This is a genomic window from Pseudomonas sp. PDM10, assembly GCF_014852295.1.
Taxonomy (GTDB): domain Bacteria; phylum Pseudomonadota; class Gammaproteobacteria; order Pseudomonadales; family Pseudomonadaceae; genus Aquipseudomonas.
Genome location: NZ_JACVBJ010000004.1, coordinates 393,799 through 418,489, shown reverse-complemented (window position 1 = coordinate 418,489; position 24,691 = coordinate 393,799). Strand labels below are relative to the sequence as shown.

The 24,691-nt window shown below is 60.4% G+C and carries 21 protein-coding genes; 12 read left to right on the top strand and 9 right to left on the bottom strand.

The features are described from left to right. Window positions 1-119: 119 nt before the first annotated feature. From IB252_RS16350 to IB252_RS16310, 9 genes are all read left to right on the top strand, one after another. Complete coding sequence (locus IB252_RS16350; protein WP_111452224.1) at window positions 120-1,895, top strand: PQQ-dependent methanol/ethanol family dehydrogenase; 1,776 nt, start codon at window positions 120-122, stop codon at window positions 1,893-1,895. Between the two features lie 253 nt (window positions 1,896-2,148). Next, window positions 2,149-3,669 (top strand): aldehyde dehydrogenase family protein, encoded by a 1,521-nt coding sequence (locus IB252_RS16345; RefSeq protein ID WP_008149755.1) that lies wholly within the window; start codon window positions 2,149-2,151, stop codon window positions 3,667-3,669. A gap of 257 nt (window positions 3,670-3,926) precedes the next feature. Next, window positions 3,927-3,998 carry a pyrroloquinoline quinone precursor peptide PqqA gene (gene pqqA, locus IB252_RS16340; RefSeq protein ID WP_003253598.1) on the top strand — a complete coding sequence of 24 codons (72 nt, stop codon included), beginning with the start codon at window positions 3,927-3,929 and terminating at the stop codon, window positions 3,996-3,998. Between the two features lie 55 nt (window positions 3,999-4,053). Beyond that, the gene (pqqB, locus tag IB252_RS16335) at window positions 4,054-4,968 is read left to right on the top strand and encodes a pyrroloquinoline quinone biosynthesis protein PqqB (protein WP_192409533.1); all 915 of its coding nucleotides are present in this window, start codon (window positions 4,054-4,056) and stop codon (window positions 4,966-4,968) included. A gap of 142 nt (window positions 4,969-5,110) precedes the next feature. Next, complete coding sequence (gene pqqC / locus IB252_RS16330) at window positions 5,111-5,863, top strand: pyrroloquinoline-quinone synthase PqqC (protein ID WP_192409532.1); 753 nt, start codon at window positions 5,111-5,113, stop codon at window positions 5,861-5,863. Then, the gene (gene pqqD / locus IB252_RS16325) at window positions 5,860-6,132 is read left to right on the top strand and encodes a pyrroloquinoline quinone biosynthesis peptide chaperone PqqD (RefSeq protein WP_046048900.1); all 273 of its coding nucleotides are present in this window, start codon (window positions 5,860-5,862) and stop codon (window positions 6,130-6,132) included. The genes pqqC and pqqD overlap by 4 nt, the downstream gene beginning before the upstream one ends. Continuing rightward, the gene (pqqE, locus tag IB252_RS16320) at window positions 6,110-7,252 is read left to right on the top strand and encodes a pyrroloquinoline quinone biosynthesis protein PqqE (RefSeq protein WP_192409531.1); all 1,143 of its coding nucleotides are present in this window, start codon (window positions 6,110-6,112) and stop codon (window positions 7,250-7,252) included. Before pqqD ends, pqqE begins: the two co-directional genes overlap by 23 nt. A 268-nt stretch (window positions 7,253-7,520) precedes the next feature. Further along, window positions 7,521-8,684: an alcohol dehydrogenase-like regulatory protein ErcA gene (ercA, locus tag IB252_RS16315; protein ID WP_074876193.1), complete on the top strand. Its 1,164-nt coding sequence runs from the start codon at window positions 7,521-7,523 to the stop codon at window positions 8,682-8,684. Beyond that, window positions 8,668-10,395: a NahK/ErcS family hybrid sensor histidine kinase/response regulator gene (locus tag IB252_RS16310; RefSeq protein ID WP_111452231.1), complete on the top strand. Its 1,728-nt coding sequence runs from the start codon at window positions 8,668-8,670 to the stop codon at window positions 10,393-10,395. The genes ercA and IB252_RS16310 overlap by 17 nt, the downstream gene beginning before the upstream one ends. Here IB252_RS16310 and IB252_RS16305 read toward each other — a convergent pair. From IB252_RS16305 to copC, 6 genes are all read right to left on the bottom strand, one after another. Next, a complete protein-coding gene (locus tag IB252_RS16305; RefSeq protein WP_192409530.1) occupies window positions 10,380-11,255 on the bottom strand; it encodes an aldose 1-epimerase in 876 nt (291 codons plus the stop codon). The genes IB252_RS16310 and IB252_RS16305 overlap by 16 nt on opposite strands. 94 nt (window positions 11,256-11,349) lie before the next feature. Continuing rightward, entirely contained in the window at window positions 11,350-12,237 is an 888-nt protein-coding gene (locus tag IB252_RS16300; protein ID WP_192409529.1) for an SMP-30/gluconolactonase/LRE family protein, read from the bottom strand. Between the two features lie 53 nt (window positions 12,238-12,290). Beyond that, window positions 12,291-13,115: an NAD-dependent epimerase/dehydratase family protein gene (locus IB252_RS16295; RefSeq protein ID WP_111452234.1), complete on the bottom strand. Its 825-nt coding sequence runs from the start codon at window positions 13,113-13,115 to the stop codon at window positions 12,291-12,293. Between the two features lie 181 nt (window positions 13,116-13,296). Beyond that, window positions 13,297-14,595 carry an OprD family porin gene (locus tag IB252_RS16290; protein ID WP_192409528.1) on the bottom strand — a complete coding sequence of 433 codons (1,299 nt, stop codon included), beginning with the start codon at window positions 14,593-14,595 and terminating at the stop codon, window positions 13,297-13,299. A 248-nt stretch (window positions 14,596-14,843) separates the two neighbouring features. After that, the gene (gene copD, locus IB252_RS16285; RefSeq protein ID WP_192409527.1) at window positions 14,844-15,704 is read right to left on the bottom strand and encodes a copper homeostasis membrane protein CopD; all 861 of its coding nucleotides are present in this window, start codon (window positions 15,702-15,704) and stop codon (window positions 14,844-14,846) included. A gap of 3 nt (window positions 15,705-15,707) precedes the next feature. Further along, entirely contained in the window at window positions 15,708-16,073 is a 366-nt protein-coding gene (gene copC / locus IB252_RS16280) for a copper homeostasis periplasmic binding protein CopC (RefSeq protein WP_111452237.1), read from the bottom strand. A gap of 140 nt (window positions 16,074-16,213) precedes the next feature. Here copC and IB252_RS16275 point away from each other — a divergent pair, with 140 nt between their 5' ends. Continuing rightward, window positions 16,214-16,834 carry a TetR/AcrR family transcriptional regulator gene (locus IB252_RS16275; protein WP_008149783.1) on the top strand — a complete coding sequence of 207 codons (621 nt, stop codon included), beginning with the start codon at window positions 16,214-16,216 and terminating at the stop codon, window positions 16,832-16,834. A 99-nt stretch (window positions 16,835-16,933) separates the two neighbouring features. On the opposite strand, the gene preA is transcribed toward IB252_RS16275, so the two are convergent. The 3 genes from preA to hydA all read right to left on the bottom strand — a co-directional run bounded on the left by preA (window position 16,934) and on the right by hydA (window position 21,169). Further along, a complete protein-coding gene (gene preA / locus IB252_RS16270) occupies window positions 16,934-18,208 on the bottom strand; it encodes an NAD-dependent dihydropyrimidine dehydrogenase subunit PreA (protein WP_192409526.1) in 1,275 nt (424 codons plus the stop codon). After that, window positions 18,209-19,576, bottom strand: a complete 1,368-nt coding sequence (locus tag IB252_RS16265) for an NAD(P)-dependent oxidoreductase (protein ID WP_192409525.1) — start codon at window positions 19,574-19,576, stop codon at window positions 18,209-18,211. A gap of 153 nt (window positions 19,577-19,729) precedes the next feature. After that, window positions 19,730-21,169 (bottom strand): dihydropyrimidinase, encoded by a 1,440-nt coding sequence (gene hydA / locus IB252_RS16260; RefSeq protein WP_111452241.1) that lies wholly within the window; start codon window positions 21,167-21,169, stop codon window positions 19,730-19,732. A gap of 553 nt (window positions 21,170-21,722) precedes the next feature. Here hydA and IB252_RS16255 point away from each other — a divergent pair. After that, entirely contained in the window at window positions 21,723-23,207 is a 1,485-nt protein-coding gene (locus tag IB252_RS16255; RefSeq protein WP_192409524.1) for an NCS1 family nucleobase:cation symporter-1, read from the top strand. A gap of 142 nt (window positions 23,208-23,349) precedes the next feature. Further along, window positions 23,350-24,633: a Zn-dependent hydrolase gene (locus IB252_RS16250; RefSeq protein WP_111452244.1), complete on the top strand. Its 1,284-nt coding sequence runs from the start codon at window positions 23,350-23,352 to the stop codon at window positions 24,631-24,633. Window positions 24,634-24,691: the final 58 nt, after the last annotated feature.

Here is a 24,691-nt window from a genome sequence, read left to right as displayed (position 1 = left end):
CTAAGGAACTAGCAATCTCAGCACTGCGGGCAATTGTTCCAAGGGCGGCGGCGCCCAAGAATCTGCACCAGACCGGGAAAATTTACCGGGTATAACAAAAAACTGCAGAGGTAGCCGTCATGACCCAACCCGCACGTCGCCAACCCTTCGTCTTGAGTGTGCTGCTCAGTGCCATGCTGTTGTCTGGCTCGGCATTGGCCGGCGTCACTGATAAAGACATCCTCCAGGACCCCAAGAACCCGGAGCAGATCGTCACCAACGGTCTGGGCGTCCAGGGTCAACGCTACAGCCCGCTGGACACGCTCAACGTCAACAACGTGAAGGATTTGCGGCCGGTCTGGGCATTCTCCTTCGGCGGTGAAAAACAACGCGGTCAGCAAGCACAGCCGATGATCAAGGACGGTGTGATGTACATGACCGGTTCCTACTCGCGGGTGTTTGCGGTGGATGCGCGCACCGGCAAGAAGCTCTGGCAATACGATGCGCGCCTGCCCGATGACATCCGCCCTTGCTGCGACGTGATCAACCGGGGTGTCGCGCTGTACGGCGATCTGGTGATCTTCGGCACCCTCGACGCCAAGCTTGTGGCCTTGAACAAGGACACCGGCAAAGTCGTCTGGAGCAAGAAAGTCGCGGACCACAAGGAAGGCTATTCCATCAGCGCCGCGCCGTTGGTGATCAACGGCAAACTGATCACCGGTGTCGCCGGTGGCGAGTTCGGGGTGGTGGGCAAAATCGAAGCCTACGACCCGAAAAACGGCGACCTGCTGTGGACCCGTCCCACCGTCGAAGGCCACATGGGCTACACCTACAAGGACGGCAAAGCGGTAGAGAACGGCATCTCCGGCGGTGAAGCCGGCAAGACCTGGCCCGGCGACCTCTGGAAAACCGGCGGCGCGGCGCCTTGGCTGGGCGGTTACTACGACCCGGAAACCAATCTGCTGCTGTTCGGCACTGGCAACCCGGCGCCGTGGAACTCGCACCTGCGTCCTGGCGACAACCTCTACTCGTCGTCGCGTCTGGCGCTGAACCCGGATGACGGCACCATCAAATGGCACTTCCAGAGTACGCCTCACGACGGCTGGGACTATGACGGCGTAAACGAGTTGATCTCGTTCAACTACACCGAAGGCGGCAAAGAGATCAAAGCCGCGGCGACCGCTGACCGTAACGGCTTTTTCTACGTGCTGGATCGTACCAACGGCAAATTCATTCGCGGCTTCCCGTTCGTGGACAAGATCACCTGGGCCACCGGCCTGGATAAAGACGGCCGGCCGATCTACAACGAAGCCAGCCGTCCAGGCGCACCCGGCACCGAAGCCAAAGGCAGTTCGGTATTCGTAGCCCCAGCGTTCCTCGGCGCGAAAAACTGGATGCCGATGGCCTACAACAAGGACACCGGACTGTTCTACGTGCCGTCCAACGAATGGGGCATGGACATCTGGAACGAAGGCATCGCCTACAAGAAAGGCGCGGCGTTCCTCGGTGCCGGTTTCACCATCAAACCGTTGAATGAAGACTACATCGGCGTGCTTCGCGCCATCGACCCGAAAACCGGCAAGGAAGTCTGGCGCCACAAAAACTACGCGCCGCTGTGGGGCGGGGTACTGACCACCAAGGGCAACCTGGTGTTCACCGGCACGCCGGAAGGTTTCCTGCAGGCGTTCAATGCCAAGACCGGCGAGAAAGTCTGGGAATTCCAGACCGGCTCCGGCGTACTCGGCTCCCCTGTAACTTGGGAAATGGACGGCGAACAGTACGTCTCGGTGCTGTCCGGTTGGGGTGGTGCCGTACCGCTGTGGGGCGGCGAAGTGGCCAAGCGCATCAAGGACTTCAACCAGGGCGGCATGCTCTGGACGTTCAAGCTGCCGAAAGACCTGGTGGCCAAGCACTGATACCTGCCACTGATCGTTCCCACGCTCTGCGTGGGAATGCCTCACCGGACGCTCCGCGTCCGCTCTGGGACGCAGAGCGTCCCTGGCTGCATTCCCACGCGGAGCGTGGGAACGATCAAGAACCGAGGCGTTTTCTACTACCAAATAACGAGAGTCCTCCTGCCAACGGCGCATACGTCTGACGCGCAGGGCTCTCTACTATCGGTTCATCGCCTGTTTGCCCGACAGGCATCGACCCAGACAGAGGCCCACCATGATCTACGCACAACCTGGTACACCTGGCGCCATCGTTACGTTTAAACCGCGCTACGGCAATTTCATCGGCGGCGAGTTCGTCGCCCCGGTCAATGGTGAGTACTTCACCAACTCCTCGCCGGTCACCGGTGAAGTCATCGCCGAATTCCCGCGCTCCAACGCCGCGGACATCGAAAAAGCCCTCGACGCCGCGCATGCCGCCGCTGACGCCTGGGGCAAGACCTCGGCGCAAGACCGCTCACTGGTGCTGCTGAAAATCGCCGACCGCATCGAGCAGAACCTGGAAATCCTCGCCGTCACCGAGTCCTGGGACAACGGCAAAGCCGTGCGCGAAACCCTGAATGCCGACGTGCCGCTGGCCGCCGACCATTTCCGTTATTTTGCCGGTTGCATCCGCGCTCAAGAGGGCGGTGCCGCCGAGATCAACGAGCTGACCACCGCCTATCATTTCCACGAGCCGTTGGGCGTGGTCGGACAGATCATCCCGTGGAACTTCCCGCTGCTGATGGCCGCCTGGAAACTCGCCCCGGCCCTGGCTGCCGGTAACTGCGTGGTACTCAAACCCGCCGAGCAGACGCCGCTGTCGATCATGGTCTTCGCTGAACTGATCGCCGATTTGCTGCCACCTGGCGTGCTGAACATCGTTCAGGGCTTCGGTCGTGAAGCTGGTGAGGCGCTGGCCACCAGCAAGCGCATCGCCAAGATTGCCTTCACCGGCTCCACCCCGATTGGCGCGCACATCATGAAATGTGCGGCCGAGAACATCATTCCGAGCACTGTCGAACTGGGCGGCAAGTCGCCGAACATCTTCTTCGAAGACATCATGCAAGCCGAGCCGCAATTCATCGAGAAGGCCGCTGAAGGTTTGGTGCTGGCGTTCTTCAACCAGGGCGAAGTCTGCACCTGTCCATCACGAGCGCTGGTGCAGGAGTCGATCTACGACGACTTCATGAAAGTGGTGATGCAGAAGATCGTCAAGATCAAGCGCGGCAACCCGCTGGACACCGAAACCATGGTCGGCGCCCAGGCGTCCGAGCAGCAATACGACAAGATCCTCTCGTACCTGAAAATCGCCCAGGAAGAGGGCGCCGAGCTGCTCACCGGCGGCGCGGCCGAGCGTCTTGAGGGCGATTTGTCGACGGGTTATTACATCCAGCCGACCCTGCTCAAGGGCCACAACAAAATGCGTGTGTTCCAGGAAGAAATCTTCGGCCCGGTGGTGGGTATCACCACCTTCAAGGACGAAGCCGAAGCCCTGGCGATTGCCAACGACAGCGAGTTCGGCCTCGGCGCCGGTCTGTGGACCCGCGACATCAACCGTGCCTACCGCATGGGCCGGGCGATCAAGGCCGGGCGTGTCTGGACCAACTGCTACCACCTGTACCCGGCCCACGCCGCGTTCGGTGGCTACAAGAAGTCCGGTGTCGGCCGTGAAAACCACAAGATGATGCTCGACCACTATCAGCAGACCAAAAACCTGCTGGTGAGCTACGACATCAATCCGATGGGGTTCTTCTAACCCGATAAGCACGCCGCAATCCCTGTGGGAGCGAGCCTGCTCGCGAAGAGGCCAGCACATTCAACATTGATGTTGAATGTCATGCCGCATTCGCGAGCAGGCTCGCTCCCACATTGGTTTTATGTGTACTGCAAAACCGCGCAACACCCCCTACCAATGCACGCCGCCACCTCGTTCGAAAGTAGCATTCGGGTGCCTGGCGCCCCGTGCATTAATGGCTTTACCGGAATCGTCCGGCACAAGAAGAGGATTGACCCATGTGGACTAAACCCGCGTTTACCGATCTGCGCATTGGCTTCGAAGTGACGATGTATTTCGCCAACCGCTGATTGTTCACCCGGCCAGCTGTTGCGTTGGCCGGGCCTGCCTTCTGGAGCATTGCCCATGCACATTCGCGTTCTCGGATCCGCCGCTGGCGGTGGTTTTCCGCAATGGAATTGCAACTGCCGCCAGTGCGCCGCGATGCGCAATGGCAGCCTGCGGGCCCAACGCCGGACCCAGTCCTCGATTGCCCTGAGCGACAACGGTGTGGATTGGGTGCTGTGCAATGCTTCACCGGACATTCGCGCGCAACTCGAGAGTTTCGCGCCGCTGCAACCGGCGCGCCGGGTGCGTGATACCGCGATTGCCGGCATCGTCCTGCTGGACAGCCAGATCGACCATTGCACCGGCCTGCTGACTCTGCGCGAAGGCTGCCCGCATCAGGTCTGGTGCACCGAACGGGTCCATCAAGACCTGAGCAGCGGCTTCCCGTTGTTCACCATGCTCAAGCACTGGAACGGCGGGTTGCAGTGGCAACCGGTCGGACTGGACCGCGAGCCCTTCAGCATTCCGGCGTGCGCGCACCTGAGATTTCGCGCGATCCCCTTGGTCAGCAACGCACCGCCGTACTCGCCCAATCGCGGCAATCCGCAGCCGGGCGACACCATCGGGTTGTTTATCGAAGACCGGCGCAGCGGTGCTTCGCTGTTCTACGCGCCGGGTCTGGGCCAAGTCGACGACGAGGTTCTGAGCTGGATGCAACGCGCCGATTGCCTGTTGCTGGACGGCACCTTGTGGCGCGACGACGAGATGCGAGTCTGCGACGTCGGCCAGAACCTGGGCAGTGAAATGGGACACCTGTCGCAAAGCGGCCCCGGTGGCATGCTCGACATCCTTGAAGGCTTCACCCGCCAGCGCAAGGTGCTGATCCACATCAACAACACCAACCCGATCCTCGATGAAGACTCCGCCGAGCGGGCGCTGCTGGAGCGGCGCGGGATCGAAGTGGCCTATGACGGCATGAGTATTGAGCTGTAGCGGAGGGCCCCTTCGCGAGCGAGCCCGCTCCCACAGTTGATCGGTGTGAACACAGATTTTGTGTACACCCAATATTCCCTGTGGGAGCGAGCCTGCTCGCGATGAGGCCAGACCAGACACCGCAGATTCCCGGAGAACCGCAATGACTGACACCCCAATGTCCCCCCCCGAATTCGAAGCAGCCCTGCGCGCCAAAGGCGCCTACTACCACATTCATCATCCATTCCACCAAGCCATGTACGCCGGCCGATCAACCCGCGAGCAGATTCAAGGCTGGGTCGCCAATCGCTTCTATTACCAGGTGAACATCCCCCTGAAGGACGCGGCGATTCTCGCCAACTGCCCGGACCGCGACGTGCGCCGGGAATGGCTGCAGCGAATTCTCGACCACGACGGTGCCCCCGGCAGCGAGGGCGGCATCGAAGCCTGGCTGCGGCTGGGCGAAGCGGTGGGACTGGATCGCGAGCAGATCCTCTCCCAGGAACTGGTGCTGCCCGGTGTACGTTTCGCCGTCGACGCCTACGTCAATTTCGCCCGTCGGGCCTGTTGGCAGGAAGCCGCCAGCAGTTCGCTGACCGAGCTGTTTGCACCACAAATCCACCAATCGCGACTCGACGCCTGGCCGACCCATTACCCGTGGATCGACGTCGGCGGTTACGACTATTTCCGTACACGCCTGAGTCAGGCGCGACGGGATGTCGAGCACGGCTTGCGCATCACGCTCGCGCACTACGTCACGGTCGAAGGCCAGCAACGCATGCTGGAAATCCTGCAATTCAAGCTCGACGTGCTGTGGAGCATGCTCGACGCCATGAGCATGGCCTACGAGCTGGAGCGCCCGCCGTATCACAGCGTCACCACGGAGCAGGTCTGGCACCGGGGGATTGCCCTGTGAGCCTGATCAACCGCGAACAATCGCCGTCGCTGCGTCAGGGGTTTCGCCTGCAATGGGAACCGCGTCAGGACTGTCACGTGCTGCTGTACCCCGAAGGCATGATCAAACTCAACACCAGTGCCGGGCAGATCCTCGATCTGGTGGACGGCCAGCGCAGCGTCGCGGCGATCATTGATCGACTGTCTGAGAGTTTCCCCGGCGTACCGGGGATCGACGAAGATGTGCTGGCATTTCTGGAGGTGGCCCATGCTCAATTCTGGATCGAGTGACTCGCGTCCGGGGCCGCCGCTGTGGCTGTTGGCGGAGCTGACCTACCGTTGCCCGTTGCAATGCCCGTATTGCTCCAACCCGCTGGACTTTGCCCAGTCAGGCGAAGAGTTGAGCACCGAAGAGTGGATCCGGGTGTTCCGTGAAGCCCGGGAGATGGGCGCCGCGCAACTGGGCTTTTCCGGCGGCGAGCCGTTGGTTCGCCAGGACCTGGCCGAACTGATCAAGGCCGCCCGGGACATGGGTTACTACACCAACCTGATCACCTCGGGCATTGGCCTGACCGAGCAGAAAGTGCGCGATTTCAAGGTCGCGGGGCTGGACCATATCCAGATCAGCTTCCAGGCCGCCGACGAAGCGGTGAACAACATGCTCGCCGGTTCGCGCAAGGCCTTTGCCCAGAAACTCGCCATGGCCCGTGCGGTAAAAGCCCAGGGCTACCCGATGGTGCTGAACTTCGTCACCCATCGGCACAACATCGACCAGATCGCGCAGATCATCGACTTGTGCCTGGAGCTGGAAGCGGATTTCGTCGAATTGGCGACGTGCCAGTTCTACGGTTGGGCTGAGCTCAACCGCGTCGGCCTGTTGCCCACGCGTGAACAACTGCAGCGTGCCGAGCGCATCACTAACGAATACCGCGAGCGTCTTGAAGCGCAGGGTCATCCGTGCAAGCTGATCTTCGTCACCCCGGACTACTACGAAGAACGCCCCAAGACCTGCATGAACGGCTGGGCCAATCTGTTTCTCGACATCACCCCCGACGGTACGGCGTTGCCTTGCCACAGCGCCCGACAGTTGCCGGTGCAGTTTCCCAATGTGCGCGAGCACAGCATCGAGCACATCTGGACTGATTCTTTCGGTTTCAATCGCTTTCGTGGCGATGACTGGATGAAGGAACCGTGCCGCTCCTGCGATGAAAAGCACAAGGACCTGGGCGGCTGCCGCTGCCAGGCCTTCATGCTGACCGGCGACGCCGCCAACGCGGACCCGGTGTGCAGCAAATCCCCGCACCACGGTGTGATTCTCAAGGCTCGCGAGGAAGCCGACGCACCGGGGCAGGGCATGGAACACCTGACGTTGCGTAACGAGAAGGCTTCGCGACTGATCTACCGCGGATAAATCGAGAGCTGACACAGATCCCCCTGTGGGAGCGAACTGTGGCGAGGGGATTTATCCCCGTTGGGTGGCGCAGCCGCCCCAAAATCTTGGGCCTGCTTCGCAGTCCAGCGGGGATAAATCCCCTCGCCACAGTTCGTTCCCACAGGGAATCTCCGGTGAGTTCAGAGTCTGAGTACACCAGCCGTGCTACCCATTGGTCTGATTGCATTCACCGCCGGATGCTTTAGTGTGGACATTACCTTCCAAAACAATAAAAACAGGCTTTCCAATGAGCCAGAGTCTCAGTCAACTGCGTAAATTCGTTTCGCCTGAAATCATCTTTGGTGCCGGCTGCCGGCACAACGTCGGCAATTGCGCCAAAACCTTTGGTGCCCGCAAGGTGCTGCTGGTCAGCGATCCCGGTGTGATTGCCGCCGGTTGGGTCGCCGATGTCGAGGCCAGCCTGCAAGCCCAGGGCATCGAGTACGTCCTGTACAGCGCGGTCTCGCCCAACCCTCGGGTCGAAGAAGTGATGCTCGGTGCCGATCTGTACCGGGAAAATCATTGCGATGTGATCGTGGCCGTCGGTGGTGGCAGCCCGATGGATTGCGGTAAAGGCATCGGCATTGTCGTCGCCCATGGGCGCAGCATTCTCGAATTCGAAGGCGTGGACACCATCCGCGTCCCCAGTCCGCCGCTGATCCTGATTCCGACCACCGCCGGGACCTCGGCCGATGTCTCGCAGTTCGTGATCATCTCCAACCAGCAAGAACGCATGAAGTTCTCCATCGTCAGTAAGGCGGTGGTCCCGGACGTGTCGCTGATCGACCCGGAAACCACCCTGAGCATGGACCCGTTCCTGTCGGCCTGTACCGGCATCGATGCGTTGGTGCATGCCATCGAAGCATTTGTCTCCACCGGTCACGGGCCGTTGACCGACCCCCATGCACTGGAGGCGATGCGCCTGATCAACGGCAACCTGGTGCAGATGATCGCCAACCCGCACGACATCGCCTTGCGCGAGAAAATCATGCTGGGCAGCATGCAGGCCGGGCTGGCGTTCTCCAACGCGATCCTCGGCGCGGTGCACGCGATGTCCCACAGCCTCGGTGGCTTCCTCGATTTGCCCCATGGCTTGTGCAACGCGGTGCTGGTGGAGCACGTGGTGGCGTTCAACTACAGCTCCGCACCGGAGCGCTTCAAGGTGATCGCCGAGACCTTTGGCATCGATTGCCGTGGCTTGAATCACCGGCAGATTTGCGGGCGTCTGGTGGAACACCTGATCGCGCTCAAACACGCCATCGGCTTCCACGAAACGTTGGGACTGCACGGGGTCAGCACGGCGGACATTCCGTTCCTGTCGCAACACGCCATGCACGACCCGTGCATCCTGACCAACCCGCGCGAGTCCAGTCAGCGTGATGTCGAGGTCGTCTATGGCGAAGCCCTCTGACGAACAGCAACGGGCGCTGGCGGGGTTACTGGGATTAGGCAGCCATTCGGCGCGCAAGAGTCATTACCCGGAACTGGCCGCGCGCCTCGACGAGCTGGAAGCCGAGCGCAATCGCTATAAATGGCTGTTCGAAAACGCGGTCCACGGGATCTTTCAGGCCAGCCTGCTGGAAGGCATGCGTGCCGCCAACCCGGCACTGGCGCGGATGCTCGGCTACGACAATCCCCAGGAAGTGCTGTTTTCCCTGGCCGATCTGGCGAGCAATCTGTTTGTCAACGGCGCGCAAGAGCTGGAAAACATCGGTGAAATGCTCAAGCGCGAGCGCAGTCTGCTTGGCTACGAAACCCAATTGCGGCGCAAGGATGGCAGCAGCGTCGACGTGTTGATGAACCTGTTGCTCAAACCTGATCAGGAAGGTCTGGTGGAAGGTTTTGTCGCCGACATCACCGAACGCAAACTCGCCCAGCAGCGTCTGCAACAACTCAATGATGAACTGGAGCAGCGGGTCACCGCGCGCACCGACGAATTGCTGGAAGCCAACCGTAATCTGCAACAGCAGATCACCCAGCGTAAACAGATTGCCCAAGCCTTGCGCGATGCCCGGGATGCCGCCGAAGCCGCCAATCGCAGCAAGGACAAATACCTCGCCGCCGCCAGTCATGACCTGCTGCAACCGCTCAATGCCGCGCGTTTGCTGATCTCGACTCTGCGCGAACGCAAGCTTCCCGACGTCGAACAGGTGCTGGTGGAGCGGACGCACCAGGCGCTGGAAGGGGCGGAGGATCTGCTCACCGATTTGCTGGATATTTCCCGGCTCGATCAGGCAGCGGTCAAACCGGACATTGCGCTGTACCGCCTCGACGAATTGCTCGCGCCGTTGGTCTCGGAGTTCCAGTCAGTGGCCCAGGCCGCAGGGTTGAACCTGCGGGTGCATATGGGCGATTACGCCATCAGCACCGACCTGCGCCTGATGACGCGGATCCTGCGCAACTTCCTCAGCAATGCCTGCCGCTACACCGACGAGGGCAGCATCCTGCTGGGAGCCAGACGCCGGGGTGAAATGCTGCGCCTGGAAGTCTGGGACACCGGACGCGGGATCGCGGCGGACCGACTGGATTCGATCTTCCTCGAGTTCAACCAACTGGACGTCGGCCGCGCCGCCGACCGCAAGGGTGTGGGCCTGGGGCTGGCCATCGTTGAACGCATCGCCAAGATCCTCGGCTATAAAGTCGGGGTTCATTCGCTGCCAGGACGCGGTTCGATGTTCAGCATCGACGTGCCGATTTCCCATGAGGTTCCGCTACCGATCAGCCTGGCGGCACCACAACCCGGCACCGGCAATCCATTGCCGGGCCGGCGTTTGCTGGTGCTGGACAACGAAGTGAGCATCCTCGAAAGCATGAGCGCGCTGCTCGGGCAATGGGGCTGCGAAGTGGTGACGGCCACGGATGAATTCTCTGCACTGGCCGCCTTGCAGGGACGACCGCCGGAACTGATTCTGGCGGACTACCACCTCGATCACGGGGTGGTGGGCTGTGACGTGGTCAGGCATTTGCGCGAGCATTACCACCAGGCGATTCCGGCAGTGATCATCACTGCCGATCGCACGGATCAGTGTCGGCGCTCATTGCAGCGACTCGACGCACCGCTGCTGAACAAACCGGTGAAACCCGGCAAGTTGCGCGCGGTGCTGAGTCAGTTGCTGGGGTAGCGATAGTGCAGGCTGAAACCGAGCTCTACTGACTCGCCTTGCTCCAGCAGTCGCAACCCCGGTCGACCGGGCAGGTGATGCGCGTTGACCGGATGGCTCACCGGTTCGATACAGAAAAAATCCAGGCCCACCGGGCAGTAGAGCAGGAAGTAATCGCTGCCGGTGGCCCGGCATTCCAGCTCATAACCCAACGCTGGCTGGCGGATCAGGCAATGGCCGTCCCATTGGCAGAAGCCGTTGTCGACCAATGTGCCGGGCAACGTCTTGAGTGACTGGAAATCCCATTCGGCCGGCACCGCACTGAGGTGTGTCGGCAGTTTGGTCCCGTCACACAACCAGACCTGCCGGGCTTGCGCCTGCAACTGGGTGCCCGTGGTACGCGGAAAGTAAGGGTGTAAACCGAGCCCATGCCAGGCAGGACTTTCGGCCAGATGAGTGACCTTAAGATCAATGCTCAGTTTGCCGCCGCTCAGATGGAATCGTTGCCGGGCGCGATAGACGAAGGGCGTGGTGCTGTCGAGTTGCAGGACGACTTCATCACGCGTCTGCGAAACCACCTGCCACGGCTGTTGCCAGGCACTGCCGTGAATCGGCAGGGGATCGGTGAGGCTGTTGGGTGTCAGTGCCAGCCAGCCCTCGGGGCATTCAAAACCGCCTTCTGAAATTCGGTTCGACCACGGTGCCAAGGGAAAGCAGCCGAGTTTGCCCGGTAGACCCGTGTTTAGTGCGTGAGCGTCACTGTGGCGCAACAGCGGCAGACCCGTGCCGCGTACACTCCAGTTGACGATGCTGCCACCGAGTTCGGGGGCGAGGGTGAGGTGGGTCAGTTCGTCTTCGAGGTTCAGCAACATTGGCATCATTCAATTGAACTCTAATGTAAGAACACCGCTGGGCCCTGCTGCCCTGTGGTGAGGGGATAAATCCCCTCACCACAGGGCAGCTGCTACACGGGGTTCATCCCTTGAACAACGGCTCAGGCAAACCCTTCACCCCGGGATCGAGGGCGAACACACCGCCGGCCAGTGACAGCTCGTCATGGTCGTCGCCGGGGCGGATCGAGGTCACGAACAGGGTGTCCAGGCGACTGCCGCCGAAGGCGCACATGCTCGGTTTTTTCACCGGTACGGCGAGGGAACGGTCCAGTCGGCCGTCGGGGGTGAAGCGGTGAATCAGCCCGGCGTCATTGGCGCAAATCCAGTAGCCGCCTTCGGCATCGACCGCGGCGCCATCGGGACGACCAGGGAACTGATGCATGTCGACAAACAGCCGCCGGTTGGACGGCGTGCCGCTGTCAGTGTCGTAATCAAAGGCCCAGATTTGCTGGATCAGAGGATGAGAGTCAGACAGGTACATCGTCCGCCCATCCGGGCTGAAACCCAGGCCGTTGGGCACGATAAACCCGCTGAGCTGCGCCTCGAGTGGCCCGCGTTGCCCGGCGCTGTAGCGATAAAGGGTGCCGTCGGCAGCGTTGGCGCCCATGTTCAGCACCATACTGCCAGCCCAGAAACGCCCCTGACGATCACAGCGACCGTCGTTCAGACGCATGTCTGTGCGGGCGTGTTCGACCGGAGCCAGAAGATTGCTGTCGAGGCTGCCATCGTTATGCGGGTGCAGATGAAAGAACCCGCTTTCCATCCCGGCAACCCAGCCGCCGTCGCGGTGACGTGCAATGCAGGCGAGCATCTGCGGTGCTCTCCAGGCGTGGACATGGCCGGTTTCGGCGCTCCAGCGCTGAAGTCCACCGGCAGGAATATCGACCCAATACAGGGCGTTTTCCTCTGGCACCCAGACCGGGCATTCACCGACTGCGTTGCGGGCATCGACAATCAATTCGGCTTGCATGACAGCTCATCCCCTCGGGTTTTTGTTGTCGGGATCAAGTGAGGTACGCGGGTTCAGTCGCCGAACGGGCCGGACGCGACAAACGCACCCCCCTGGTAGACCCGTGCCGGGTCATCAGCGGCTGGCATCGGTTGGGCTTCGACTTTTTCGCGGAACACTTCGGAGCTGTCCTGAGGTTCATAACCCAGGCAGGTGGCGAAACGGTTGTCCCACCAGACGTTCTTGTTGTCAGACATGCCGTAGACCACGGTGTGACCGACATCAGGGGCGTACAGCGCACATTCGAGCAATTGAGTCAGATCGCCGAAGCTCAACCAGGTACTCATCATTCGGCGGTTCAGCGGTTCCGCGAACGAGGAGCCGATGCGCACGCTGACGGTTTCGATGCCGTAGCGATCGAAGTAGAAACTGGCCATGTCTTCGCCATAGGACTTGGACAAGCCGTAGTAGCTATCCGGGCGGCGAGGGGAGTGGGCGTCGATGACTTCATCCTGCTTATAGAAGCCGATCACGTGGTTGGAACTGGCGAAAATCACCCGCTTCACACCATGGCGGCGAGCGGCTTCATAAATGTGGAACACGCCGCAGATATTGGCGCCGAGAATCTCTTCGAACGAGTGCTCAGTTGAGACGCCACCGAAGTGCAGGATCGCGTCTACGCCTTCAACCAGCTGATGGACTGCTTGCTTGTCTGCCAGGTCGCAGGGCACGACTTCTTCACGGTCATCGATGGCCGGGGCGATGTCAGCGATGTCCGACAGGCGAATCACATTGGCGTAGGGCCGCAGGCGTTCGCGCAGGACTTTGCCGAGACCACCGGCGGCACCGGTCAGGAGGAGACGATTGAAAGGAGCGCGGGCGTTAGTTGTGATGGTCATGGAAGTTCTCTGAACAAGCATTCATTGTTATTGAATTTGTTGTAGGTTGTCGTACGACTAGGCTGGAGTATCGTTAGGGTCTAAGGCCGTTGTCAACGCGGCATCGGTTGAAATTGACGGAGGGTCATCCCTTACCCCCTAGCCACAGTGGTTGAGTCAGCCTTGCAAAAGATGTTCGCCTTTAGAGCAACGAAATCGGGTAGTTGATGATAATGCGGTTTTCGTCGAATTCGTTGGTGCTGAAGTCCTTGCGGATCGACGCGTTACGCCATTTGACGTTGAGGTTCTTCAGCACGCCGCTCTGCACGGTGTAAGCCAGTTCTGACTCGCGGCCCCATTCCTTGCCGTCGGTGATGGTGCCTGTGTGCACGTTATCGCCGCTGATGTAGCGGTTCATCATCGTCAGGCCGGGAATGCCGAGCGCCACAAAATTGTAGTCGTGGCGCAGTTGCCAGGATCGTTCCTTGGCGTTGTCGTAGCTGGAGTTGTAGCTGTCGTTGGCCAGGGTGCCGCCGCTGGTGCCGTTGACCCGCATCCAGACATCGTCGCCGGTGAGTTTTTGCAGGCCGACAAAGAAGGTGTTGCCGCCATATTTGGCCGAGAGCATGGCGAACGCGGTTTTGTTGTCGAGGTCGCCGGCCAGGGCGCTGCCGTCTTCCTTGCCGATGAAGTAACCAAGGTTGGCGCCGAGGGTCCAGTCGCCGATGGGCTGGCTGTGGCTCAGGTTGAAATACTGCTGCTGATAAATGTCGCTGAGTTGCGCGTACCAGACGCCGACCTGGGTGCGCTTGTCGTTGAACGCATATTCACCGCCGCCAAAGTTGAAACGGTCCGAGGTGAAGGCAGCGGATTTGCCGTTCATGAACATGTCTTCCATGCTCGCATCGTTGCGCGGGCTGTTGGCGCGGAACTGGCCGCCGTAGAGCGTCAGGCCACTGATCTCGGTGGACGTCACCTGACCACCGCGAAAGGTTTGTGGCAGGGAGCGGCCGTCGTCGGAGCGCAGGATCGGCAACACCGGCATCCATTCGCCGACCTTCAATTCGGTTTTCGAAACTTTACCTTTCAGCGCCACACCCAGGCGCCCGAAGTTGTCGGCAGGGCGGCCATCGTCATGAATCGGCAGCAACGAGGTGCCGCGCGTGCCTTTGCCACCGTCGAGTTTTTCCGAGTACAGGCCCAGCACATCCATACCGAAACCGACGGGACCCTGGGTGAATCCGGATTTGGCATCGAGGATGAAGCTTTGGGTCCACTCTTCAGCCTTGCCCTGCGGGTAGGCCGGGTTCGTGAAGTTGCGGTTGATGTAGAAGTTGCGCAGGTTCAGCGTGGCTTTGGCGTCATCGACAAAACCTTCGGCATGGCTGGTCATGGGCAGGGCGAGGAACAGGCTGCTGCAACCGATCAGGCTCAGGGTGTGACGGCGTGCGAAGGTTGGGCGAGGGGTGCAGGCGGAGGAATTGCGGACGAGCTTGCTCACAGTGATGCTCCCGTGTTTCTTGTTGTTTTTATTTTTTGTTATACGTCGTCGTACAACATCGGGGCCGATTATTTGCAAGTGTTACGGGGAATGTCAATCAGAAGTTGTACGATGACCTGGCTCGATTTTATGGCATGTCGAAGAACCTCTGTGGGAGCGAGCCTGCTCGCGATGACGGTAGAACAGACACCGCTGCAGTGAATGTCAGACCGTCATCGCGAGCAGGCTCGCTCCCACAGGTTTTGTGTTTAGCTCACGATCATCGGGGGCATGGTGCCCAGAAGTGAAACCGCTGCCACCGCTCCCATCCCAAGCAACCATTCGAAGATGACGCTGCTTTTCAGAGCAGTCGGACGCTGTTCGCAATCGTTGATCCGCAGCCGATTGAACAACGCCAATCCCAGCATCGCGGCGACCAGCACAACCTTGATCAACAGTATCAGCGCAAACCCGGACAGCAACGGCGTCGGCCAGAACTGCCCGGTGAGTACCCGCACGTTGATCAAACCGGTCATCACCAACCCCGCCACCAAGACGTAACCCATGCCGCTGAAGCGTTGCAAGGTCGCCTTGATGGAATGCACTGTCGGCTGCCGCAGGATCATCACCAACACCATCAAACCGCCGAGCCAGGCGCCGACGCAGGTCAGGTGAATGATTTGATTGAGGATCAACAATTGGCCGTTGAGGCCATCGAGCATGGCCCCGTGGCCGACCGGGGCGAGGGTGGCCAGCAGCAGGCTGGCGAGGCCGATTCGCAGGGGCAGGTTTGCACGCAAGGGTGTCATCAGCAGCGCGACCAACAACGCATTGAGCAGCAAATGCCAGCGCCAGACCTGGCCGAAAAATGTATTGCCCAGCACCAGTCGCAGGGTCGTCGGATCGAATGCCGCTTCCCACGAACCGGCCATGCTGGCGGTGATCAGCAGCAACCAGCTAACGCCAGTGACCAACGCCACCGCCGCCAGCCAGCGGGTTGTTTTCGTCAGTCGCTGATCCAGATGTCCAGCGTCGCCATTGACCAGCAGAGGCCTGAACACCCACGCCCCGAACAACATCAGCACGACGGTGAAATGCAGAAAACGGCACAGCACCAGCGCGCTCGTCATGAATTACTGGCCAACCTTGAAGCTATAGGCGCCTTCGCTTTTGTGGGTATCGACCGACACCGCGTGCCATTCGACTTTGTAGGCACCCGCTGCCAATGGTGCGGCCGGGGTGACGACCAGGGTTTTCTTGTCGCTGCCTTCGGTGGCGAGGCTCTTCACCGGCACGTTGCTGCCGTCCTTGCTGATCGTGACTTTGGAAAAGGTTGCTTCAACGCCTTCGGAAAACACCAGGCGCAGTTCCGACGGTGCGCCCACCGTGCTGTCGGCGGCCGGGGTCTGGGCTTTCAGATGGGCGTGAGCAAATACCGATGAAGCGACGAACAGCGAGCCGAGCAGGGCGACGGTGGTCAGGGTTTTCTTGAGCAGCATCGTGGAACACCTCTGAGGCGGGTTCGAAAAGGCGCTCAGTCTACCTGCGAGAAGCTGGCTGTACGAAGTTTCGTTTTCCCTTGTCGCCGCGAGGTAGAGCGGATGCTAGTCTTGAGCAACGCTGTTGTCAGGGAGCCCTCATGGGCAATCACAAGATCGAGATTCGTCGCAGTAACGTCGAGAAAATTCTGTTGGGAGCCGAAAAGGTTTTCGCCGAAAAAGGTTTCGGCGGCACCGCCATGGCCGACATCGCCGCCGAAGTGCAACTGCCGCGCTCCAACCTCCATTACTACTTCAGTACCAAGAGTGAGCTGTACAGCGCCGTGCTGTTGGGTTTGCTGGAAGTGTGGAAACAGGACGCGCTGTGCTTCGAGATGTTCGACGACCCGCGCGTGGTGCTCAGCAGCTACATCCGCGCCAAGATGAACCACTCCCGCAGCCGGCCTTACGGCTCCAAAGTCTGGGCCAACGAAATCATCCACGGCGCGCCGACCCTGGGCGAGAAACTGGACGTCAGTCTGTACGACTGGGCCAAGATGAAAGAAGCGAAAATTCGCCAGTGGGTGGATGACAAACGCATCCTGCCGGTGGAACCTTCGAGCCTGCTGTACATGATCTGGGCGTCGACCCAGCACTACGCCGACTTTGATCATCAGGTGAATATTCTGAATGACCATCAACCGTTGTCGGACATGCAGTTCGAGCGGGCGGTGCAGACGGTGACGAGTGTGATCTTGCGGGGGATTGGATTAGAACCTTGAAGCTTGCGGAGCAGCTGCCGCCCTCATCGCGAGCAGGCTCGCTCCCACATTTGAAATGCATTCCAATGTGGGAGTGAGCCTGCTCGCGATGGCGTCCGTTCAGACTGTCACGTGATACGGATTCCTCGGATCATGATTCCAATCCAGAAACGGCTTCCCGTTCTCGATCGGCACCATCTCAATACAATCCTGCACCGGGCACGTGATCTGGCACAGATTGCACCCCACGCACTCACCATCAATCACTTCATACTTATGCGTCCCGTCCGCCTGCTTGAGGCTGGCAACCGCCTGGTGCGAAGTGTCTTCGCAAGCAATGTGGCAACGACCGCAACCAATGCAGGCCTCCTGGTCAATTTTGGCAATCACCTGATAGTTAATGTCCAGGTACTTCCAGTCCGTGGTGTTGCCCACCGCCCGCCCGGAAAAATCAGACACGCTGGCGTAGCCCTGACTGTCCATCCAGCGTGACAACCCGTCCTTCATCTCCTCGACTATTCGGAAGCCATGCAGCATCGCCGCCGTGCACACCTGCACCGAGCCGCTGCCCAGCGCGATGAATTCCGCCGCGTCGCGCCAGCTGCTGATGCCGCCAATGCCGGAGATCGGCAGGCCTTGCGTCTGTGGATCGCGGGCGATTTCGGCGACCATGTTCAGCGCAATCGGCTTCACCGCCGAACCGCAATAACCGCCGTGGGTGCTTTGACTGCCCACGGCGGGATTGGCGACCATGCGCTCCAGGTTGACGCTGGTGATCGAGTTGATCGTGTTGATCAACGACACCGCATCCGCACCACCGCGATGGGCTGCGCGGGCGGCGACGCGAATGTCGGTGATGTTCGGTGTGAGCTTGACGATCACCGGCAGCGAGCAATACGTCTTGCACCAACGGGTGACCTGCTCGACATACTCCGGCACCTGGCCGACCGCCGCACCCATGCCGCGCTCCGGCATACCGTGCGGGCAACCGAAGTTCAGCTCGATGCCATCGGCGCCGGTGGCTTCCACCAGGGGCAGGATGCTTTTCCAGGATTCTTCGACGCAGGGCACCATCAGCGACACGATCAGCGCGCGGTCCGGCCAGTCCTTTTTGACCTGAGTGATTTCCCGCAGGTTGATCTCCAGCGAACGATCGGTGATCAGCTCGATGTTGTTGAAACCCACCACTTCGCGGTTGGCACCGAAGTGCGCCGAGTAACGCGACGACACGTTGACCGCCGCCGGGTCTTCACCCAGGGTTTTCCAGACCACGCCACCCCAGCCGGCCTCGAAGGCGCGAACCACGTTGTAGGCTTTGTCGGTCGGTGGCGCGGAGGCCAGCCAGAACGGATTGGGGGCTTTGATGCCTGCGAAGACAATCGAGAGATCGGCCATTTACGCAGCCTCCACGTTGAGCATGAGTTGGGCGTTGATCGCCTCGGCGGCCCGTTTGCCGTGCTGCACGGCCTGCACGGTGAGGTCCTGATCGAGACTGGTGCAGTCGCCGCCGGCGTACACGCCGGGGATGCTGGTGCGCAGGTTTTCGTCCACTTGAATCCGCTCGCCTTGACGCTTGAGTTCCCGGGCCAGTGGGTCGGCGAGGGCGCTGGCGTCGAAGGCCTGGCCGATGGCTTTGAAGATGGCGTCTGCGGCCAGTTCGAAGGTTTCGCCGGTGGTTTGCAGGCGACCTTCGACTAACCCTGTACGGGCGAAGCGCATGCCGCGTACTTGGCCTTGATCATCGAGTAGCACTTCTTCAGGTTGAGCCCACGTCAACAGGCGCACCTGATTGGCCTTGGCGATGTCCTGTTCGTGACCGGTGGCGCCCATTTCATCGACACCGCGGCGGTACACCAGATTGACGTCGCGTGCTCCGAGGCGAGCCATTTGCACGGCCATGTCGATGGCGGTGTTGCCGGCGCCCAAAACGATACAACGGTCAGCGAGGGGGAGTTGGGTCAGGTCATCAGCCTGACGCAGTTCGCGGATGTAGTCAGTAGCGGCGAGCAGGCCCGGTGCATCTTCATGGGCTAGCCCCAGCTGTTTGCTGGCGGCCAGGCCCAGCCCAAGGAACACCGCATCGAACTGCTGATGCAGATCGCTGAGGGTCAGGTTCTCTCCAAGTTTCTGCCCGTGGCGGATTTCGATTCCGCCGATTTCCAATAGAAATTCAAGTTCCTTCTGCGCGTAATCGTCCACCAGTTTGTACTTGGCGATCCCATATTCGTTGAGGCCGCCAGCCTTTTCCCGCGCCTCGAAAATCACCACGTCATGACCGTGCATGGCACTGCGGTGAGCGCAGGACAACCCGGCCGGACCGGCGCCGACCACGGCGATGCGCTTTCCGGTTGAGGCAGCACGGGTGAAGGGGTGTTCGCTGAAGTGTGCGTTGTCGACGGCGTAACGCTGCAACAGGCCGATCAGCACCGGTGCGCATTCATGGTCGTTGTTGCGCACGCAGGCTTGCTGGCAAAGCACTTCCGTCGGGCACACCCGGGCGCAACTGCCGCCGAGGATGTTCGCCGAGAGTATTTTCTGCGCGGCGCCCTGAACGTTTTCCTGATGGATATTGCGGATGAACGACGGAATGTCGATCTCGCTTGGACAGGCATTCACGCACGGCGCGTCGTAGCAATACAGACAGCGCGAGGCTTCCAGATGGGCCTGGCGGTCGTTGAGCGGTGGCGCCAGATCGGTGAAATGGCCGGCGAGGGCGGCCGCATTCTCGTGCGGATGCGGGAGGTGGTTCAGGGTCTTGATCACGGTGTTGGCCTCACGGTTATTGAGGTGTCTGCCTCTGGTGGGCAGTGGTTTTGTGTTGTCGCTGCCGGCCTCTTCGCGAGCAGGCTCGCTCCCACAGGGGAACGCGTTTCAAATGTGGGAGCGAGCCTGCTCGCGATAGGCCGAAGGCCGCTTTCAGCGTTTCACCGCTGTCGGCCTGTTCAACTCAGCCCGCTTGCTCAGCAAATCAAACACCGCCGGATACGCCGGCCGCTCGACATACCGCCCGGCACCACGCTCGGCACGCAAATCACCATCGGCCCACACCACCCGGCCCTGGCTGACGGTGTGGCTCGGCACACCGCGCACGGTCTTGCCTTCGAAGATGTTGAAGTCGACCTGCTGATGGTGAGTCTGTGCTGAAATCGTCCGCGTACCTTCCGGATCCCACAGCACCAGGTCCGCATCCGCACCCACGCGAATCGCGCCTTTGCGCGGGTAGAGGTTGAAGATTTTCGCGGTGTTGGTGGAGGTGAGCGCCACGAAGTGCTGCATCGACAAACGCCCGGTGTTCACCCCTTCATCCCAGAGCACTGCCATGCGGTCTTCGATACCGGCCGTGCCGTTGGGGATCTTGCTGAAGTCGTCGCGGCCGGCGGCTTTTTGCTCGGCACAGAAGCAGCAGTGGTCGGTGGCGGTGGTGTGCAGGTTGCCCGATTGCAAACCGTGCCAAAGCGCCTCCTGATGGCCGCGCGGACGGAAGGGCGGGCTCATCACGTAACCGGCGGCGGTCTGCCAGTCCGGGTGTTGGTAGACGCTGTCGTCCAGCAGCAAATGCCCGGCCAGGACTTCGCCGTAGACTTGTTGGCCCTTGCTGCGGGCGTAGGTGATTTCGTCCAGGGCTTCCTTGGTCGAGACGTGCACCAGGTACAGCGGCGTGCCCAGGGTTTCGGCGATGCGGATCGCCCGACTGGCCGCTTCACCTTCAACCTGCGAAGGGCGCGACAACGGATGCGCTTCCGGGCCGGTCATGCCTTGGGCCATCAACTTGCGTTGCAGGTGATAGACCAGCTCACCGTTTTCCGCATGCACGGTCGGCACCGCGCCCAACTCCAGGCAGCGCTCGAAACTCGCTACCAGGGTGTCGTCGGCGGCCATGATCGCGTTCTTGTAGGCCATGAAGTGCTTGAAGCTGTTGACCCCGTGCTGGCTGACCAGCTCGGCCATTTCCTCGCGCACCTGTTCGCTCCACCAGGTGATCGCGACGTGGAATCCGTAATCCGACGCCGACTTCTCGGCCCAGCCGCGCCACTGGTGAAAGGCTTCCATCAAGGATTGCTGCGGATTGGGAATCACAAAGTCGATGATCGACGTCGTGCCACCGGCAAGTCCTGCCGCGGTGCCACTGAAGAAGTCTTCACTGGCCACCGTGCCCATGAAGGGCAGTTGCATGTGCGTGTGCGGATCGATGCCGCCGGGCATCAGGTATTGGCCGCTGCCGTCGAGCACTTCGGCACCCGCCGGAACATCAAGATTTTCGCCGATGGCTTTGATCACGCCGTCGGCGCAATAGACGTCGGCGCGATAACTTTCATCATGGGTAATAACGGTGGCGCCACGGATCAACAGAGACATTCCGAGTTCCTCGCAGGCAATGACCGACTTTTGCCGGTTCTAAATGTTTTATATGAAGCCTGCGCAAACAGGTGTATTCCTGTCAGCGCTGTCAGGAATAAACGCTAGTCTGAGTTTGAGGATTGAGCAAGAATATTTTTTATAAGCTTATATCTGTTTTAAGTAACTGATAATTAACAATTAAATCATTAGATCACCAAAATGGTGAGGCCTCTCACCATTTTGACGCACTTGACAGGTTGTAAAAATAGGCGAGATTTCTTATGTGAAATCAGCCGCTTGAGGATGGTCTATGGTTGATGCGCGATGTTGAAAAAAAAGTGGTGTGCACCAGATTGAGTCCTGACTGTTCGGACAACTTGCCTGGCATTTGGCCTGAGTGAACAAGCAAGTAACCGATGACTCATCGGCTATTTAAATAAAACTGATAAACATCAGTTGGTTACAAAGTTTTTATGGAACTGCCCGATGCGCAAACGGGGCAACCGGCACGTTAATTGATGCCGCCAGCCCCTGATGAGCAAAAAATAATTCAAAGAACAGTGGAGCGGCCATGCAACAGATCAGATCGCAAGTGACCGAGCGCGACGGCTTGTTTGAGCTCGAAGCCGGCAGTGATGTCCTCGATAGCCCCCGTTTCAACCACGACATGGCACCGACCAAGGTGCGCGAACGCACCTGGAACAAATGGCACATCACCGCGCTATGGATTGGCATGGCGGTCTGCGTGCCGACCTACACCCTCGGCGGCGTGCTCACCGCGTATTTTGGCCTGAGCGTCGGTGAAGCGCTGCTGGCGATTCTGTTCGCCAATATCATCGTCCTGATCCCGTTGACCCTGAACGCCTTTCCCGGCACCAAATACGGCATTCCGTTTCCGGTGTTGTTGCGTTCGTCCTTCGGCATCCTCGGCTCCAACATTCCGTGCCTGATCCGGGCGCTGGTGGCGTGTGGCTGGTTCGGCATTCAGACGATGTTTGGCGGGCTGGCCATTCACCTGTTTCTCGGCTCGGTGTTCGACGGTTGGAAATCCCTCGGCGGTACCGGCGAAGTGATCGGGTTCATGATGTTCTGGGCCTTGAACCTGTGGGTGGTGATACGCGGTGCGGATTCGATCAAATGGCTGGAAACCCTCTCGGCGCCGTTGTTGATATTGGTGGGCGTGGGCCTGTTGGTATGGGCGATGCCGAACGTGTCGATGACCGAGTTGCTGGCGATCCCGGCCAAACGTCCGGAAGGCGCGAGCGTGGTCAGTTACTTTGCCGCCGGGCTGACCGCCATGGTCGGGTTCTGGGCCACCTTGTCCCTGAACATTCCGGATTTCAGCCGCTATGCGAAAAGCCAGAAGGATCAGATCGTCGGGCAGATTATCGGCTTGCCCCTGACCATGTTTCTGTTCGCCTCCCTCGGCGTGGTGATGACCGCCGCCTCGGTAAAACTGGTGGGCGTCACCGTCTCCGATCCAGTCACTCTGATTGGCCATATCCAGAGCCCGGTCTGGGTCGCACTGGCCATGGCGCTGATCATCATCGCCACGCTGTCGACCAACACGGCGGCCAACATCGTTTCGCCGACCAACGATTTCCAGAACGTCGCCCCCAAGCTCATCAACCGCACCACAGCGGTGATGCTCACCGGCCTGGTCGGCTTGGCGCTGATGGCCCATGAGCTGTTGAAGAAGCTCGGTTTGATCGTCTCGGATTTAAGCCTGGAGACGGTGTATTCCAACTGGTTGCTGGGCTATTCGAGCCTGTTGGGCCCGATCGCCGGGATCATGGTGGTGGACTATTTCCTGATCAAGAAACAGCAACTGGACTTGGCCGGCCTCTATCGCGATGACGTTTACCCTGCGTGGAACTGGTTAGGGTTTATCGCGTTCGGCGTGCCGGTGGCGCTGACGCTGCTGTCGCTCGGCAGCAATGCATTCAGTTGGTTCTACGACTATGGCTGGTTCACCGGCTCGGTGCTGGGTGGGCTGATTTATTACGGGTTGAGTGTGATGCGGCCGAGTCCGATTGCTGTGAAAACTGCGGTGTGACGGATGGCCGCCATCGCGAGCAGGCTCGCTCCCACATTTGGAATGCATTCCCCTGTGGGAGCGAGCCTGCTCGCGATGGCGGCCTCGAATACACCCAGCAAATGCCTGAAGAAACCTATAACAACTGCCTGAGGAGATCATCATGAACGCTGCCGTAGACGTTCTGCAGTCCACCCATCAGCACATCAACCGCGACCGTTTGTGGCAGTCGCTCATGGATCTGGCCAAGCTCGGTGCCACGGTCAAGGGCGGCGTCTGTCGCCTGGCCCTGACCGACCTCGACCGCCAGGCCCGGGACATTTTCGTCAACTGGTGCGAGGAGGCCGGCTGCACCGTCAGCATCGACGCCGTCGGCAACATCTTCGCCCGCCGCCCCGGCCGCAACCCAAACCTGCCACCAGTGATGACCGGCAGCCACATCGACACCCAACCCACCGGCGGCAAGTTCGACGGCTGCTTCGGCGTACTGGCCGGCGTCGAAGTGCTGCGTACCCTCAATGACCTCGGCGTGGAAACCGAAGCGCCGCTGGAAGTCGTGGTCTGGACCAACGAGGAAGGCTCACGCTTCGCTCCGTGCATGATGGGCTCCGGTGTATTCGCAGAAAAATTCACCCTCGAAGAAACCCTGGCCAAGGTCGATGCCGAGGGCGTCACCGTCGGTGAAGCCTTGAACGCCATTGGCTATGCTGGCGAGCGCAAGGTCAGCGGGCATGCGGTCGGCGCCTATTTTGAGGCCCATATCGAACAAGGCCCGATCCTTGAAGACGAACACAAAACCATCGGTGTGGTGATGGGCGCCCTCGGGCAGAAATGGTTCGACCTGAAACTGCGCGGCGTCGAAGCCCACGCCGGCCCGACACCGATGCACCTGCGCAAGGACGCCCTGGTCGGCGCCGCGGTGATCGTCGGTGCAGTCAACCGCGCCGCCCTCGGCCATCAACCCCACGCCTGCGGCACCGTCGGCTGTCTGCAAGCCTATCCCGGCTCGCGCAACGTCATCCCCGGCGAAGTGCGCATGACCCTGGACTTCCGGCATCTGGAACCGGCGCGGCTGGACTCGATGATCGCCGAAGTCCGCGAAGTCATCGAAACCACCTGCGAGGAACACGGCCTGACCTTCGAACTCACACCCACTGCGGACTTCCCGCCGCTGTACTTCGACAAGGGTTGCGTCGAAGCGGTACGCGGTGCCGCTCAAGGGTTGGGCCTGTCGCACATGGACATCGTCAGCGGAGCAGGGCACGACGCAATCTTCCTCGCCGAACTCGGCCCGGCCGGGATGATCTTCGTACCGTGCGAAGGCGGCATCAGCCACAACGAAATCGAAAACGCCGCGCCGGATGACCTGGCGGCCGGGTGTGCGGTGTTGTTGCGGGCGATGCTGGCGGCGTCGGCGGCGATTGCCAGCGGAGAATTGGCGGCCTGAAACGCAAAAAACCGTAGCCTTCGGCAATGAGTGCGCCGCCGAAGGCTACGACTTCTAG